At 58.4% G+C, this 15,651-nt stretch carries 13 protein-coding genes, 1 riboswitch and 1 other annotated feature; of the genes, 3 read left to right on the top strand and 10 right to left on the bottom strand.

The features are described from left to right. Positions 1 to 62 precede the first annotated feature (62 nt). The 6 genes from G5149_RS14050 to G5149_RS14025 form a co-directional block, all read right to left on the bottom strand. Complete coding sequence (locus G5149_RS14050; protein WP_005343644.1) at positions 63 to 1,010, bottom strand: YbgA family protein; 948 nt, start codon at positions 1,008 to 1,010, stop codon at positions 63 to 65. Positions 1,011 to 1,190: 180 nt separating this feature from the next. Beyond that, the gene (locus tag G5149_RS14045; protein ID WP_319919341.1) at positions 1,191 to 1,841 is read right to left on the bottom strand and encodes an outer membrane beta-barrel protein; all 651 of its coding nucleotides are present in this window, start codon (positions 1,839 to 1,841) and stop codon (positions 1,191 to 1,193) included. Between the two features lie 188 nt (positions 1,842 to 2,029). Beyond that, on the bottom strand, positions 2,030 to 2,602 hold the full coding sequence (locus tag G5149_RS14040) for a DUF3157 family protein (protein WP_337073770.1): 573 nt from the start codon (positions 2,600 to 2,602) through the stop codon (positions 2,030 to 2,032). 107 nt (positions 2,603 to 2,709) lie between these two features. After that, positions 2,710 to 3,546: a hypothetical protein gene (locus G5149_RS14035; RefSeq protein WP_319919339.1), complete on the bottom strand. Its 837-nt coding sequence runs from the start codon at positions 3,544 to 3,546 to the stop codon at positions 2,710 to 2,712. A gap of 79 nt (positions 3,547 to 3,625) precedes the next feature. Then, positions 3,626 to 3,904 carry a DUF6482 family protein gene (locus G5149_RS14030; RefSeq protein ID WP_421212695.1) on the bottom strand — a complete coding sequence of 93 codons (279 nt, stop codon included), beginning with the start codon at positions 3,902 to 3,904 and terminating at the stop codon, positions 3,626 to 3,628. Between the two features lie 18 nt (positions 3,905 to 3,922). Next, positions 3,923 to 4,534: an HAD family hydrolase gene (locus G5149_RS14025; RefSeq protein ID WP_421212693.1), complete on the bottom strand. Its 612-nt coding sequence runs from the start codon at positions 4,532 to 4,534 to the stop codon at positions 3,923 to 3,925. 170 nt (positions 4,535 to 4,704) lie between these two features. Next, positions 4,705 to 4,826: a sequence feature (Phe leader region), on the top strand. A 38-nt stretch (positions 4,827 to 4,864) separates the two neighbouring features. Between G5149_RS14025 and pheA the strand changes: the two genes are divergently transcribed. Continuing rightward, positions 4,865 to 6,037: a prephenate dehydratase gene (gene pheA, locus G5149_RS14020; RefSeq protein WP_021230338.1), complete on the top strand. Its 1,173-nt coding sequence runs from the start codon at positions 4,865 to 4,867 to the stop codon at positions 6,035 to 6,037. Positions 6,038 to 6,110: 73 nt separating this feature from the next. Here the strand turns inward: pheA and G5149_RS14015 are convergent, their stop codons facing one another. Further along, positions 6,111 to 6,536, bottom strand: coding sequence for an LPP20 family lipoprotein (locus tag G5149_RS14015; protein WP_005338717.1), 426 nt, complete (start codon positions 6,534 to 6,536; stop codon positions 6,111 to 6,113). 10 nt (positions 6,537 to 6,546) lie between these two features. Continuing rightward, the gene (locus G5149_RS14010; RefSeq protein WP_421212691.1) at positions 6,547 to 7,167 is read right to left on the bottom strand and encodes a FlgO family outer membrane protein; all 621 of its coding nucleotides are present in this window, start codon (positions 7,165 to 7,167) and stop codon (positions 6,547 to 6,549) included. A 218-nt stretch (positions 7,168 to 7,385) separates the two neighbouring features. Between G5149_RS14010 and G5149_RS14005 the strand changes: the two genes are divergently transcribed. Beyond that, positions 7,386 to 8,540: a flagellar assembly protein FlgT gene (locus tag G5149_RS14005; RefSeq protein ID WP_005343626.1), complete on the top strand. Its 1,155-nt coding sequence runs from the start codon at positions 7,386 to 7,388 to the stop codon at positions 8,538 to 8,540. Between the two features lie 76 nt (positions 8,541 to 8,616). On the opposite strand, the gene G5149_RS14000 is transcribed toward G5149_RS14005, so the two are convergent. Together G5149_RS14000 and G5149_RS13995 are read right to left on the bottom strand one after the other, a co-directional pair. After that, positions 8,617 to 9,561: a chemotaxis protein CheV gene (locus G5149_RS14000; RefSeq protein WP_216979357.1), complete on the bottom strand. Its 945-nt coding sequence runs from the start codon at positions 9,559 to 9,561 to the stop codon at positions 8,617 to 8,619. Positions 9,562 to 9,700: 139 nt separating this feature from the next. Continuing rightward, positions 9,701 to 12,727 (bottom strand): glycosyl hydrolase family 18 protein, encoded by a 3,027-nt coding sequence (locus G5149_RS13995; RefSeq protein WP_337073766.1) that lies wholly within the window; start codon positions 12,725 to 12,727, stop codon positions 9,701 to 9,703. 116 nt (positions 12,728 to 12,843) lie between these two features. After that, a riboswitch (cyclic di-GMP riboswitch) is annotated at positions 12,844 to 12,932 on the bottom strand. Between the two features lie 294 nt (positions 12,933 to 13,226). Between G5149_RS13995 and G5149_RS13990 the strand changes: the two genes are divergently transcribed. After that, positions 13,227 to 15,410, top strand: a complete 2,184-nt coding sequence (locus tag G5149_RS13990; protein WP_421212688.1) for an ExeM/NucH family extracellular endonuclease — start codon at positions 13,227 to 13,229, stop codon at positions 15,408 to 15,410. The last annotated feature ends 241 nt before the right edge of the window (positions 15,411 to 15,651 follow it).

Raw genomic sequence — 15,651 nt, 5'->3', positions numbered from 1 at the left:
TCCATCAAACAGAGGTGTAAAGCGCCCCGATGCAAACCATGCGCCGGGGCAACAGAACGGATTCAGAGCCCGTAACGCAATTTGAGCGTATCGGGGTGCGGATTGAGATAAACCTGCTCGGCGAGATAGGGATTGGGGTACTCGCGCAGGTAGTGGCGGATCAAGGTGAGCGGCACCAGCAAGGGGAAGATGCCGGTGCGGTACTTGTCGATGGTATCGGCCAGCTCCTGCTTCTGGGCCGGGGTCAGCACCCGCTTGAAGTAGCCCTGCAGGTGCATCAGCACATTGGTGTGGCTGCGACGGTTGGCCCGCAGGGTCAGCGCGGTCATCAATCCCTTGATGTAGTTGTCGGCCACCTCCTGCAAATTGGTGGACTTGCCCAGATTGCCGAGCAGCTTGCCGAGCGCCCTGTAGTGGGTGGTGGCGTGGGAGAGCACCAGATACTTGTAGCGGGAGTGGAAGCGGATCAGCGCAGAGGCGGTGATACCACGCGCACAGAGCTGCTGCCAGTCGTGGTAAGCGAAGACCCGCAGCACGAAATTCTCCCGCAGGATGGGATCACAGAGCCGGCCATCCTCTTCCACCGGCAACAGGGGGTTGGCCTCCATCAACGCCTTGGCAAAGAGGCCGATCCCCTCCTTGGCGCTCCCCTCATTGTTGGCGCCATAGACCTTGACCCGCTCCATACCGCAGCTGGGTGATTTGGCACAGAGGATATAGCCGGAGATGAAGTCGAGCTGGCGTGCCTTCTGCTCGCTGAACGCAATCAGCTTTTCAGTGACATCGAAGCTACCATTGCTCGCTTCGGCACGGATCTCGCCGTTGCGCTTGACCAGCCGGATGGCGGCGCGAGGCGCCCCCAGACCGATAGCCATCTCGGGACAGACGGGGTGATAGTCAAAGTGAGCGCCAAGATCCCGTTCGCAGAAGCTGGAGCGCTTGTGGCCCCCGTCGAAACGCACCTCTTGTCCCAGCAGGCAAGCACTGATACCGACTTTAATCTTGTACATGATGGCACTCCTTGTATAAACCTTGATTCAGTTATAGCAGTTATACAAAAAAATGGAAGTTGTATAACTATCGCCGACTGATACGACACAAGGAGAAAAAAGAGATCACTGGAAAACGAAAAAACCCATGGCGAACGCCATGGGTAAAAATCAAGACACTACGGACTACTGGAAGGGGGATTAGAAACTGTATTTCACACCCAGGCTGGAGATGGAGCCTTTCTGCAGATCCCAGCTGCGATAGGTGTAGTCGGCAGTCAGCGCCCAGTTCTGGTTGAGCTTGTAAGCACCGCCTACCTTGAAGTCATGCATATCGTCGGTCATGTTGGCGTAACGGTAAGCGGTGGAAAGCTCGACATTGCCGATGTCGTAGCGCAGACCCACTTCACCATACATGCTGCCGCTGCTCTTGCGCGCCACTTCGTCCCACCCATTGTTATTCTTGAGCATTTCACGCTCGAGCTTGTAGCCCATCAAACCGGTCTCACCATAGAGATTGAGGCCAGTGCTCAGCGGGGTAAAGACACCGACACCCAGGCTGGAGATGGACATGCTGTCGTTGCCGTCGTTGCGGGAGGTGAATTCGGTTCCGGCACGACCGTAGAAGTTGGAACCAAAGCTCTTGGAGAGATCCAGGCTCAGACCGCCAAAATCACGGGTACCTTTGCTGGCAGCATCACGGGGAAATGCAGCGCTGTCTTGGCTCAGGTAATCAGACTTGGTGTGGGCCCAGGTCAAACCGCCCTTTGCGTAGCTGAAGGCATCCTGTGCCAGAGCGGAAGTAGAGGCGAAACCGGCCAGAACCAGAAGAGATACAGTTGCTTTTTTCATGATGATAACTCCATGTGATTGGGCCCGTTGCTAGCGAGCTGGTATGGAGTCATTGTGCGGTCAGCATCCCGGCTTGCCGAGTGGCAAGCTGTTGCAAAACCATGTCAGATGTAAGCAGATATTTCCCGAGATGTCAGGGGTAACAAATTGCCGGCCCAAGCGGTTTGCATGGGCCGGACAACACCAAATCAGCGGAAGACCACCTCATCAATTTCGACCCTGACCAAGGGCTGCCCGGTCAATCCGGCAGGACGGGGGATCTCGAGGGCCAGCGACGGACGGGCTTGCCCCTTGCGCAGGTAGGTCTCCGGCAAGCGATTCTCGGCGACCCAGAAACGGGCCTCCTGACGCACCAACTGCACACCGTCAGCACTGAACAGAGTCACCATGCCGCGCACCCCGACCACATTGCGGCTGCCGGTATTGCTCACCATAAAGGTCAGCGCCAACGGATCCGATCCCTCGAGCTTGTCCAGCTTGACCACCACACCGTCGCGTGCCGCTTGTGACAGCAATTCGGGGTTGGCCTTGGCCTGCTCGGTCAGTACCGGGGCGGCAACCGCCACCACGGCCCCCGCTTTCCCATCAGCAGCTATACCCTGCACGGGTTCGGCCGGTTTGACCACCAGATACTCCCAGGTAAAGTCATCGTTGAGCTGAACCTGCCGACCATCAGGCAGGGTCACCTGGGTAACAGGAGCTGCCTGCGCCAACACGGGCGAGAGACAGAGAGCAACCAGCAAACGGGAGAAAGCTTTCATGGCATGAACACTCGGTAACGGGTGAAAGGGCGACAGTATAAACAGTCGCCCCCCTCCTTGCCTATGACAGCACTCACGTTCCGGCTCCGGCGTCGCTTGCCCACGGGCTAGATGGCGAGATCGTGCCGCTCTTTGTGCGCCATATCCAGAGTCACCAGATCGAACTCGGTCCTCTTGAGGGCAGAGAGAATATCCGATTGCATATCAAAGGCCTGAGCACGCTGATGCTCGGGCAGACGCACCCGGGCCAGGGTGGTAGAGCAGTCGCACAGGGTATGGAAAAAGACCTGCGCCTCATCCAGCCCCATGTCGGCCAGCATCTGTTCGGCCTGATCCACCATTCGTAGATAACGTTGCTTCAACTGCCGTGGATTGGTGAAGCGATTGCTGAGACAACCGTTGCTCCCTTTGCCCCAACGACCGAGCTGACGCTTGTTGAAGCCATAGCGAAAATCACGGCTCATCACCCCGTTATCGGCAAAAAACCAGATGGTGTTGGCAGGCAGTGAGCCGAACTGGGCAAGATAGTCATCACGCTCCTCCACCGCGGCCGGGACCAGCAACGGCAGATGAGCCCATTCCGGACGAGCCTGCACATACTCACCAATGCGGCGAACCGGATCGATCAACCCCTCCATATTCGGCAGGCGATCGCAAAAGATGATCTCGTCACTCTTGATGATCCAGTGGTCGATACCGTAACGCTGGCAATAACGCCGGGCCCGAGCCACCTCACTGCGGCTGCGGGTCGGATTATCGAGGGTGATGGCGCGGATCTTGACGCCGCTGGCACGACACAGATCGATGCTGTAACAGGACTCCAACCGCCCCGAAAAAGAGACTATCAGCTCGTCAAAATTTGCCAGTTGCTCAATCAGCTGCAGCTCCCTGGCTTGAAAAGAGTGATCATATCCCTGATTCAAGACAACAACATTGGCATCCATTAAACAGCTCCGGATGATAAACAGGTGGCTTATTGTGCGGGAAACAAGCTGAATAGGCCCTTACAGAGTCAGGTTAAAATTAAAACTTGATGATTATTTCCCGTGATTTATCCGTAAAATCAACATCTTGAGCGTCATACACTCGCAATCTGGCCTGATGTACCCGATGGGCTCGCAAAAAACCCTGCGCCTGATCCAGTGAGGTGAAGGTCAGGTGCTCCCCCTCGCTGTCGGTCAGACAGAGATACTCCCCTTCCGCCTCGATACAGAGCTGATAACCGCTGCCATCCTTGCAGGCGATAATCAGGGTTGCCTCGGGATAGTGACTGAGCCAATTGCGAAACCGGCCATGCTCCATAGTGCTCCCACAGGGGCATCACCCCTTGTCAGTGACAGGCAAACAGCCCAACTCACCCAGTTGCTGACGGCAACTCGCCACGTCGGTAAAGACGATCCCCCTGATGCCGAGGGCCTCGGCGGCCGCAATATTGGCGGGACTGTCATCAATGAAGATGCACTCTGCCGGCTTGAGATCGAACGACACCAGCAGATAGCGATAGATATCCGGCTCCGGCTTCATCATCCGCACCCGCGCCGAGACCACCTTGCCACTGAAAAAGCGCCAGAAAGCCTGGTGCTGCTCCAGCCAGTCGATGCTGGCATGCCCCATGTTGGAGAGGGCATAGAGCGAATGGCCCGCTCCGTGCAGCTCGGCTATCAGGGTTAGCATAGCGGGATCTGGCTGCAGGGAGGCGGGAACTGCCTGTAAAATGGCCAGATTCTCCGCCACCGAGAGGCCGGTGCGCGCTTGTGCTTCCCGGGCCATGGTGTGGAGTGACATGGTGCCTCTGTCTACCTCTAGCCAGTCCGGGTGGTTAAAGAGCTGCTCGGCCAACTGTTCGGCTCCTTGCGGGCCATGCACCGAACGCACTATGCCTACCGGATCCCAGCTCACCACCACCCGTCCCAGATCGAAAATAATCGCCATCGTCTTTACCTCCCCCACTGGGTTGCAATCATCAAAACAGAGTCAATAGAACATCGCTTATACGCCATTTTCTTAACCGGATACCCTGCCCCCATCCCAGCCTGCGGGCAAGTTTTACTTGCATCGCAGCGGCAAATCCCTTAATGGTTATGACGTTACTTCAAGGACACACCTATGCACGCACCATTCTTCTTTGCTTTCTCGTTTATCAGGCCCGCTTGAGGGAAGGCCTGTCGTCGTGTGAACAGAAAGCAAAGACGAATCGAGCCTCCCCTAGCGGAGGCTTTTTTTTGCATTAATATCAATCGATTACTTGGATAGGGAACAATCATGGCAACGCTCGACGAGATCAGACAAGACATCACCCGGTTGGATCAGGAGCTGCTTGCCCTGCTGGCAAAACGCAAGACCCTCAGCATCGAGGTCGCCCGTGCCAAGCAAGCCAACCCGCGCCCCATCCGTGATCACCAGCGGGAGCAGGAGCTGCTGGTCGCCCTGATCCAGAAAGGGCGCGTGCTGGGGCTGGATGCCCAGTACATCACCCGTATCTATCACACCATCATCGAAGACTCTGTGCTCTCCCAGCAGGCCTATCTGCAGAGCCTGCTCAACCCGGAGCAGCAAGAGCCGATGACCAGCGTCGCCTATCTGGGGCCACGCGGTTCCTACTCCAGCCTCGCCGCCCGCAAATATCTGGCGCGCTACAAGGATCAGGTGATCGAGGTGAACTGCCAGAACTTCCGCGAAGTGCTGGATGCGGTGGAGTCAGGCCGCGCCGCCTTCGGTGTGCTACCCATCGAGAACACCAGCTCGGGCTCCATCAACGAAGTCTATGACGTGATGCAGCATACCAGCCTCTCCATCGTTGGTGAGCTCACCTACCCCATCGAGCACTGCATTCTCACCGCCGTGCCGACCGAGTTAAGCCGCATCAAGACCTTCTATGCCCACCCGCAGGTGTTTCAGCAGTGCTCCCACTATCTGAGCAAGCTGGAAGGAGCCCGTCACGAGATCTGCGACTCCTCCTCCAGCGCCATGATGAAGGTCAAAGAGCTGGCGAGCCCAGAGGCGGCAGCCATCGGCAGCGCCGCTGGTGGCGAGCTCTATGGCCTGGACGTGCTGGCCGAGCAGCTGGCCAACCAGAAAGAGAACTACAGTCGATTTATCGTGGTGGCGCGCAAGCCCATCGACGTGGCACCGCAGATCCCGGCCAAGACCACCCTCATCATGTCCACCTCCCAGAAACCGGGCTCGCTGGTGGAAGCGCTGCTGGTACTGCGCAACCACGAGATAAACATGACCAAACTGGAGTCCCGTCCGGTGCAGGGCAACCCGTGGGAAGAGATGTTCTACCTGGATGTCTCCGCCAACCTGCAGACCCCGGCGATGCAGGCAGCACTGGTGGAGCTGACCAAAATCACTCGCTATATCAAGGTGCTTGGCTGCTACCCGAGCGAGGATGTGAAACCCACCGCAGTGCCGCCGGTGCTGATGGGGAGCTAACCAGTCCACAACAACAAAAGGCGAGCACCCTGCTCGCCTTTTGTTGATGCCTGTTTTCAGGTCAGGCAATAACTCAGAACTGACCAGCCATCAGCTGATTGATGTTGTAGAGGGCGCGGGTATCGAGCTCCATCTCGGTGGCATAGGTGTTGCCGCGTGGATAAGAGGCCACCACCCGGGCACCGCGCACCACGCCTGCTACCGACACATCGAGCGAGTTGGAGGTCTGGGTCAAGTCACGATAGCTGCTCTGGCCGCGGACCTGCTGACCATTGAGCTGCTCGGCCAGCTCGCGATAAGCATCCATCTTTGAAGCGCGAATGGCTTGCAACATTTTCTCAGACTGGGAAGGGCCGGGCTGGATGTCGATCACCGCATACCCCACCGCCTTGAGCACCGGAAAATCATCGGGCTTGCCACCCTGGGTGTAATCCACGACCCGGTTACCACTGCAACCGGTGAGCAAGAGTGCCAACAGGCAACCAAACAGGATCTTCATGACTCGCTCCTCACGGGGTCAGATTGACCAGATGACCGCCCGGCCGCGCCTGGCTGTCACGCATCAGATAACCGCGATTGATCGATGCCCGACCAAACGAATTGTTGGCACCGAACAGATATTTTTGCGGGATCAGGCTCTGAGCCGTGGTCTCCACCATTTTGGTACGCATGTCGATGATGCGTGCGTTGACCAGGATCCCCTTGTTGTTGCGGCTGAAGGTGCCGACCAGAATGCGGGAGATGGGCAGGCGGGAAGAGAGCTCCTTGTAGTTGCGGCTCAAAACAAAGTCACCCTGTGGCGTCACCTTGATGCTACCGGTCAGCTTGAAGTCCACCACCACCTCGCCGCGGCGGTTGAGCTCGTAGATAAAGCTCTCCTCAATCTGCTGCCCCATCCAGTTGGTATCCTGCAGGGTATCGAGATCGACGAATGAGGCTACCGCGATGGGCTCGGTCAGGGTGGTCAGCGATTTGCGCTCCATCAGCTGATCGGTCATACGCGCCACCAGCCAGTTGAGCTCCATCCCCTGCGCCGCCTGGCGGGGGTCACCCAGATCCCGATTGATAGGGTCGGAGCCGCACCCGGTCAATGCCAGGGCGAGCGCCAACGCCGTGATGAGTTTGTTCATGGATACCTTTCCTGTATCTGCACCTGACTTATTATCGGACGCGCCGGACAAACCTTGAGCCGGGAATGAGGCATGATTCTTGCTGAAAGCTTCGCTGTTGAGCCAATCTCTGGCGGATGGTCAGAAAAACGTCATCGAACAACTGGTGTGATCCATGTCGGCCCGCCATGTCCTCTTCAAGAGAAGGGGCTACGAGTCGCCTAATCAAGGTATCTGTTATGAAATTACCGCTGCTGTTGACCCTGCTGCTGGCCAGCCTGAGCGCCCGCGCCGAGCTTATCGAAGCGCAGGGCAGCGCCGCCATTCTGGGGGGCGATGAGGTCTATGCCCGCGAGCAGGCGACCCGCGACGCCCTGCGTCAGGCGCTGCTGGCTAGCGGCGCGGCCGTTTCCAGCGTCCAGCGTCTGGAAAATGGCAGCCTGCGATCCGAGCAGATCCAGATCCGCTCCGGCGGCGACATTCGCCAGTACCGGCTCAAGCGGGAAGAGGTGCGCAACGGTCGCATGTATATCACGCTAGTGGCCGACATTCAGGCCGAGCGCCAGATCTGCCAGACCCAGCACTTCGCCAAGGATTTGACATTGGTCAGGCTACGCCTGCGCTACCCCGATCAGGCCAGCTATGGCGCCATGGACGACATGCCGGAAAATCTCTCGCGCCGGCTGTTCGAAACCCTCGCCAACGCACCGCAAGGGGTCGCGGTGCGCCAGTGGCTGGATGAAAACCTGCGCATTGATCCGCTCCACCTGCAACAGGGAGATCGCAGCGCCCTCGAAGAGATCAAGGCGCTTAGCCTGCGCACCGACAGCCAGTATCTGGTACTCGGCAGCATCGATGATCTCTCCATCGAGCCACAGGGCAACCAGCTGACCAGCTGGTATGAGGATCCCGTGCGCAACTTTCGCATGCAGCTCTACCTGTTCGACGGCATCAACGGCAGCCTGATCAACCGCAAGGTCTACGAAGGGCGCGCCACCTGGACCTTTGGCAAGCGGGATCAGGTGGGCAGCAGCAGCGGCCAGTTCTGGCAATCGAGCTACGGCCAAGAGGTCAACTACCAGTTGCAGCAAGCCGCTCAGGATCTGGTGGCCCAGCTTACCTGCGCCCCGGTCACCGCCCGGGTGGTCGGCCAGAACGAACGCGGCCCCTACATCAATCTGGGACGGCGCAACGGCGTCAAGCTCGGCGACCAGTTTCGCATCCAGCACAATGCCGACTTCATCGACCCTTACGGCAAGTCGCGCATGATGCGCAACCCGGCCGACGGTCTGTTCGAGGTGGTGCAGGTATTCGACGATGGCGCCATCATCAGCAGCCAGAACAAATATTCACCGTTCAACATCCAGAATGGGGATTTGGCAGTATTGGAATAACGGAGCAAGGGAGTTACCAGCGAATGGCATCTCCCGAGCTTCTCATTGGTATGGCTGACTAGCGGGTTGGTATCGGTCAGGTTCCCAGCACCTGACGCAGCCGCTCCTGCGCAACGCCTACCAGCAGGTCAGGCTGGAACTTGGAGATAAAGCGGTCACAGCCCACCTTCTTGACCATGGCTTCGTTGAAGTTGCCGCTCAGGGAGGTATTGAGGGTGATAAAGAGATCGGACATGCGCGGATCACTGCGCACCTCGTGGGTCAGCCGGTAGCCGTCCATCTCGGGCATCTCGGCATCGGTGATCATCAACAGGATCTCGTTGGTCACCTTCTTGCCTGCATCGCACCATCCCTTGAGCAGGGTCAGCGCCTGCAAGCCATCCTGGCACTCGATCACTTCCAGCCCCAGCTGACCAAGGGTCTCACGCACCTGGGTACGGGCTGTACTGGAGTCATCGACAATCAGCACCTTGCGACCATGCATTTCCGGCAGGATCTCCCGATCCAGCACCTCTTCGGAGATGCGGATGTCATAGGTGATGATCTCCGCCAGCACCTTCTCCACGTCGATGATCTCGACGATCTGATCGACCCCGTCTTCCGGGATGCGGGTGATGGCGGTGAGGTAGTTGGCACGCCCCGCAGAGCGCGGCGGTGGCAGGATATCCTTCCAGGTCATGTTGACGATATTGGCCACCTGCCCCACCAGAAAGCCCTGAATGGTACGGTTGTATTCGGTGATGATGAGGTTGGACTCGCTGTCGATGGGCATGGGGCGCATGCCGATAGCGCTGCGCAAGTTGATCACCGGAATAGAAGTACCACGGATATTGGCCACCCCGCTGATGTTGTGATGGGAGCCGGGCATCTTGCTGAGATGAGGTAATTTGACCACTTCCCGCACCTTGAAGACGTTGATGGCGAACATCTGGCGGGTGCCGAGACGAAACATCAACAACTCAAGGCGGTTTTCCCCTACCAGTTGAGTTCGTTGATCAACGGAATCCAATATACTCGCCATACGCTGATATCCATCTGATTATTAATCGACTCTAGTATAGAGGCAGCCAGCCAGGAAAGGCAGGCGCATTTTCAACCAGAGCAACCACCCAGATAAAAAAAGTGAGGCCGAAGCCTCACTTATCTCATTGATTTCAAAATCAATAACTACATACAGACTTCCAGCTGCCATCGGTGGCCTTGGGTTCACTGCTGGTCCACCAGTTGGCCTGCCACACCACCTTGTTGTGAGTGATGCGATCGCCAGCGTTGGCATGATCCCCTTGCGGCCAGGTCGGGTAAGCCTTGTAGGCCGCCGGATTGATGTTCTGGCTGCTGCAGGTCGCACCGCCCTCACCACCGCCCGAACCCAGTACGGCCTCCGGCAGGGTCGGGAACTCGGCCTTGAGACCCGCAGTCTGGCTGCCGCTGATGATGCGGATGCCACTCGGCACACCGGCTGCCGGCAGATAGTAGGTCATCGCCACTTCCACATCGCTGCCCGGCGTCCAGGCTTTCCAGGTCGGCAGCGTCAGAGCCACCTTGTGGAAATCCTTCTCGTTGGCAATCCCGTCAGAGTTCTGGTTGCCACCGCTCTCCACCACTTTCAGCCCCACCCCGCTCTGGTCAGTGATGGTGTCGGAGGTAGAGGTGGGTACCAGAAACTCGATGCGAGTGCCGCCCGGAATGGTCTGGGTCGAGTTGTTGGTGAGCTTCAGGGTCGGGTTGATCGGATAGTTGGAATCCCCTTCCTTGAAGCCGGAGAGGCTCACAGCGATGTCGAGCTGGGCAGTTGGCGCAGCCAGATCGTTCTGCTTGGTGTTGTACTTGGTCGCCTTGGCGAACTTGTCGTAGGCGAGCGTGGTCAGGGTATCCCCCATACCGTACTCTTTTTTCACCGGATCGTAGGCATAGTCACCCGCCATCTCCCAGAACATCACACCACCCAGACCACGATTGACGATGTAGTCCAGCTTGTGACCCATGGACTCCTCATCCTCGGTGGAGAGGAACACCTTCTTCTCCTCGTTCCACAACCAGGGGGCATGGGCCTTGTCGTCGTAGTAGCGGACATACTTGCCCTGCATCACGTGCGCCGGGTTGTTGGGATCCAGACCCCAGGCCTGACCGTAGCTCGGCATGGTGGTGATCCCCAAGTCGGCTGCGTGTTCCAGGTTCTTGGCATGCCACATGGGGATGGCGCCACCGCCGATCTCCTTGCCGTTCTTGTCCAGATCGTGCCAGATGTTGTCGATGCCGACCGCCCCGTTGCCGCACGGAATGGTGCTGCCACCGGTACCCGGCTGACAATCACTCTGACTCGGCAGGGCTGCCTTGCCGGCCAGGCCGTGAGTGCCACCGCTGACCCCTTGCCAGCCACGGGTGTAATAAGGCACACCCACGTTGATCTTGCCGGCCGCCAGTGCACCACGGAAGTAGTGAGCAGACCAGGCTGCGTTGAGGTAACCGATGCCACCAAACTCTTTCTGGGTGTAAACGCCCCACTGCGCCAGCTCGGCGTCAGCCTTGTTGTCAAACAGGGCGGCGTTGTGGCCGACAAAGTGGTTCCAGGCACCGTGGAAGTCGTAGGTCATCAGGTTGACATAGTCGAGATACTGGGTGACCTGGAAGTTCTCCATGCCGCGCAGCAGATAGGCGGAAGCTGGCGAGGCGATGGTCAGCATGTACTTGCGGCCATCCTCGCTGCCCGCCCTATCCAGCTTGCTGCGCAGGGTCTGCATCATCACCTTGTAGTTGGCAAACAGCTTGCTGCGGCACTGGTTGGAGAGCGGGAAGTCGTTGGGGTTGCCCGCATCCTTCATGGAGGTGGGGTATTCGTAGTCGATATCGACCCCGTCAAAACCGTACTGACGGATAAAACTCACCGCAGACGTGGCAAGCGCATTGATGCCATCTGTGTTGACCGAGCAGTCGCCCTTGGTGGTGGCGGTGTAGAAGCCGCGCGTATCGGCCCAGCCCCCGACCGAGATCAGGGTTTTCACGTCCGGATACTGCTTCTTGAACTTCGACAGCAGGTTGAAGTGCCCCTTGTAGGCGAACTCCGGATCCATCTCGGCTCCCGGCACGCCATCCCAGGTCATCTTGGTCGCCGAGTCATCCACCTTGATGGTGTGGCTCTGCTCGTCCACCGCCGCGAAGGCGTAGTTGATGTGGGTGATCTTGCTCCACGGAATGTCGCTCACCAGATAGGCGGGCAGGCCATTCTTGCCGGTGCGCCAAGAGGTGAAGTAGCCGATGACCCGGCGGGCATGGTCATCCCCCATGCACTCGTAGCCATCAGGACGATAGATCTGGCGAATGTCACAAGAGAGGTTGCCACCGGTGGGCGGCAGCGCGGCCTCCTCGACATTGACGGTCACCGCCGCCGACTCGCCGCTCAGATTGCTCTTGTCGGTGGCGACCAGCTTGAGGGCGGCACTGCCTTTGGCATCCGGCGTCCAGTTCACCTGCCAGGGGGCGGCATTGTCTTCTCCTACCCTCTTGCCATCGACAAACAGCTCGACTTTGGCCACATCGTTGTTGGCATCGGTGACGTTGCCGCTCACCGCCACGCTGCGACCCAGGGTCACCTTGGCACCGCTGGCCGGGCTGCTGATGCTCACCTTGGGCGCCTCTGGCGCTACCACGGCCGCAACGTTGAAGCTCGAATCAGCTTCGCTCAGAACCTTGCCATCCTTATCCAGCGCCCGCGCTTTCAGGGCGTGCGCCCCAACGCCCGCAGCACTCCAGCTGGCCCCCCAGGGCGAGGCGCTGGCCGTGGCGACCAGCTTGCCGTCGACAAGGTATTCGACCTTGACCAGCGCAGTGACCGGGCCACTCAGGGTCACCGCTAGCACCACGCTGGCCCCTTCGTTGAAACTGGCACCGGTAGCCGGTGAGCTGACGGCCACACCGAGCGCAGGTGGCGGCACTTCGCCGCCGTAGAGCTTCCAGGCATCCGCCCAGACCACCCCGACACCGGGTTCATAGTGATAGGGTGATGCCCCGCACCAGCCCGAGTAGGGGAACTCTTTGCATTCATAGAGGGCGCCGGCATTGCTGACGATATCACCGGCTTTGTAGGCAGTACCGGCCTTGTAGGCGGGATAAGCTGCCTGCGCCCAGGCGGGCATGGCAGCGATGGCCACCAGCACGGCAAGCCGGCTGGGCCTCAGGAACTGTTGCATATTGTTATCTTCCTTGTTTTGTCTTGGCATTGGTGACCAAGGCAAAGCACAAACGCAACCTGCGTGAAAGACGGGAGACTACCGGCCATGGACTCGCCGCACACAGCCTCTTCACCCGGGGAAACCCCGCTATCTGGATCATCGTCTGATCGGCAGACCGGAGGTTTTGCGTCCCGGCATTTCGACCGGTTTGCCCTTTACCTGGGTTCCGTGAGGAACAAGTCGAGTATAGGAATCAACCCGCAGTGTCTCAATCTTCATTCTCGAAGAAAAATATGTGGTTGCCAGCGGGATCACATTTCCCACCACGCCCATTGGTAAGTTTTTCATCAGTAATTTCAGAGTGTTAGCCAAGTCAAAAAACGCCGAATTGCGCTCATTTGTATCCCGGTAATGTGCGTTGGCTCACTGGTACGATATGCCGAAAATGTGACAATGCGCGCCCTTGGTCAGCGACCAAGGCTATGGAAACACTGGCAAAAATAAAAAAGGAACACTTATGAAAGGTACTCGCACCCTACTGTCTCTGGCTGTGGGGCTGGCCCTCGCTGCACCCGGCGCCCATGCCGCCTTCGTCTGTCCCACCGATCCGGCGCAACTCACCCCGATCCCGACCATTCAGGGAACAGGCTCAGGTAGCCAGTTCGCGACCGACACGGTGACCGACAAAAACGGTAATGTAACCGGCAAAATAAGCCCCGGGACCTTCAATGTTCGCGGTATCGTGACGGCGCTGGGCCAAAGTCTGACCAAGGGTTTCTATCTGACCGACCCGGTGGGTGATGGTAATCCGGAGACCTCCGATGGCATCTTTGTCTATCTGAACGACAAGGAGTTTGCGACTAACTATGCCGACATCAAACCGGGGGCAGAACTCTGCCTCGAAGCCAAAGTCGAGGAGTATTACGGCGGCACCCAGCTCAAGCCTACCTTCGAATCCAACAAAGCCCGCCTGCAGGTCACAGCACAAGGGCTGAATGTGCCGACCAGCATATTGCAGGTCAATGAAGGAGAGACGCTGGCACAGGCGCTCAATCGCCACGAAGGGATGCGGGTACGGCTCAACAGCAGCAGCGATCTCCATCTGACCCGCAACTACGGTTTCGACTACAAGGTTTATCGCAACAACGTCGAACTCTCACACAAGGCGCCGCTGCTCAAGCCGACCCAGATCCATGTTGCCAGCAGTCCGGAAGCGGTCGCTCTGGCAGCCAAAAATGGCAGCAACCGTCTGGTGGTCGAGTCTGATTACAAAGCGCCGGATGGCGTACTGCCCTGGTTCTCGGGCTGGGATGCCGATCAGGGCTATCTGCGTATCGGTGATCAACTGACCGGGCTGGAAGGGGTGATCGTCTACAACAAGGATGCCTTCCGTCTGGTGGTACCGAGCGATGTCACCCTGACTGCCGGTGCCCTGCTGCGCAGCCCTGAAGAGGATCGTCAAGACGCACCGGCTCACCTCTCTGGCAGCGATCTGCGGATCGGCAGCTTCAACGTGCTCAACTACTTCACCAGTCACTCCAGCATCGGCGGTGCACTTAATATCCTGTGCAAGGATCAGGCAGATGCCGACAGCACCAAAGGTTGCAACCGGGGTGCCAAGAGCCAGCCCGAGTTCGAGAAACAGCGCACCAAGATCGTCAATGCCATTACAGCAATGGATGCCGATCTGCTCGGCCTGATGGAGATGGAGAACAACGGCTTCGAGGATAACTCGGCCCTCCACAATCTGGTGACCCGCCTCAACGAACAGCAGAAGGATGCGAGCAAACACTACGCCTATGTACGTCTGCCGGTCACTGCCCTTACCGATGGCAAGTTCTTCGGCGGTGACGCCATCATGGTGGCGATGATCTACCGTCCTGCCCTGCTCACCCCCAGCGGAGATGCCAGCGTCATCAAGCTGCCGGAGCAGCGCTACACCACTGGTGGTGTGGCCAAGACAGCCGGTCAGCGCGACTCGCTGGTTCAGACCTTCACCCTCGCCAAGAGCAAGGAGCCGCTGACGCTGGTGGTCAACCACCTCAAATCCAAGGGGTCAGGCTGCTACGAAAATGGCGATGGCAAGACAGAACCGGCCGATCTGCAGGGCAAGTGCACCGAGTTCCGAGTCTCTGCCGCCAAGGTGCTGGGTGAAGCGGTCAGCAAACTGCCGGGCCAGGTGCTGCTGGTGGGCGACTTCAACTCCTACGCCAAGGAAGATCCGATCCGGGTACTGACCGACTACAACCCGGCCACCAGCGAGCGGAAGATCGTATCAGCCTCCCACACCTTTATCGGTGAGCAGTCCTATGAACAGCTCGGTCGCGAAGTGACTCGCAGCTACGGCCTGATCGATCTCAACGTCAAATTCAACAAGGAGAAAGCCATCTCCTACAGCTACGACGGGGAGCTGGGCACCCTGGACTACGCCCTCGCCAACCCGGCGCTGGCCAGCAAGGTGGCAGGTGTCGCCGACTGGCACATCAACTCCTTCGAGAGCTCCCTGTTCGAATACGGCAGCCAGTACACCGGCTCCCTGCTCAAGTCTGACAACCCCTTCAGTGCCTCCGACCATGATCCCATCATCGTCGACCTGAGACTGGAGAGCGATGCCACCAAACCGGACACTTCCTCAGGCGGTGGTGCACTGGGACTCGGCCTGCTGGCCCTGTTGCCACTGGCCTGGCGACGTCGCCGTTAACCACTGGCGTATCTGATAGTGCAAGCAAAGCTCGCGAGTCTCGCGGGCTTTTTCATTCAGGTCATTGGATTTACAAATGAAAGACGCGGACGTATGGAGAAAATAAATGATGGAGAAAACAAAAAAGCCACCGCGATGCGGTGGCCTTTTTGCTTCTTGTAACAAGAATTTGGTGGAGCTACGCGGGATCGAACCGCGGACCTCTTGCATGCCATGCAAGCGCTCTCCCAGCTGAGCTATA

The organism is Aeromonas sp. 600479, from assembly GCF_049175515.1.
Classification (GTDB): Bacteria; Pseudomonadota; Gammaproteobacteria; order Enterobacterales; family Aeromonadaceae; genus Aeromonas; species Aeromonas veronii_A.
The sequence above is the reverse complement of the archived record's forward strand: the minus strand, read 5'-3'. Positions and strand labels throughout refer to the sequence as shown.

Bases quoted from the DNA above. Each gene is read 5' to 3' on its own strand.
- G5149_RS14035 (WP_319919339.1), bottom strand. From the start codon at position 3,546: ATGGATGCCAATGTTGTTGTCTTGAATCAGGGATATGATCACTCTTTT.
- G5149_RS14030 (WP_421212695.1), bottom strand. From the start codon at position 3,904: ATGGAGCATGGCCGGTTTCGCAATTGGCTCAGTCACTATCCCGAGGCA.
- G5149_RS14045 (WP_319919341.1), bottom strand. From the start codon at position 1,841: ATGAAAAAAGCAACTGTATCTCTTCTGGTTCTGGCCGGTTTCGCCTCT.
- G5149_RS14010 (WP_421212691.1), bottom strand. From the start codon at position 7,167: ATGAACAAACTCATCACGGCGTTGGCGCTCGCCCTGGCATTGACCGGG.
- G5149_RS14000 (WP_216979357.1), bottom strand. From the start codon at position 9,561: ATGGCGAGTATATTGGATTCCGTTGATCAACGAACTCAACTGGTAGGG.
- G5149_RS14050 (WP_005343644.1), bottom strand. From the start codon at position 1,010: ATGTACAAGATTAAAGTCGGTATCAGTGCTTGCCTGCTGGGACAAGAG.
- G5149_RS14040 (WP_337073770.1), bottom strand. From the start codon at position 2,602: ATGAAAGCTTTCTCCCGTTTGCTGGTTGCTCTCTGTCTCTCGCCCGTG.
- G5149_RS14025 (WP_421212693.1), bottom strand. From the start codon at position 4,534: ATGGCGATTATTTTCGATCTGGGACGGGTGGTGGTGAGCTGGGATCCG.
- G5149_RS13990 (WP_421212688.1), top strand. From the start codon at position 13,227: ATGAAAGGTACTCGCACCCTACTGTCTCTGGCTGTGGGGCTGGCCCTC.
- G5149_RS14005 (WP_005343626.1), top strand. From the start codon at position 7,386: ATGAAATTACCGCTGCTGTTGACCCTGCTGCTGGCCAGCCTGAGCGCC.
- G5149_RS14015 (WP_005338717.1), bottom strand. From the start codon at position 6,536: ATGAAGATCCTGTTTGGTTGCCTGTTGGCACTCTTGCTCACCGGTTGC.
- pheA (WP_021230338.1), top strand. From the start codon at position 4,865: ATGGCAACGCTCGACGAGATCAGACAAGACATCACCCGGTTGGATCAG.
- G5149_RS13995 (WP_337073766.1), bottom strand. From the start codon at position 12,727: ATGCAACAGTTCCTGAGGCCCAGCCGGCTTGCCGTGCTGGTGGCCATC.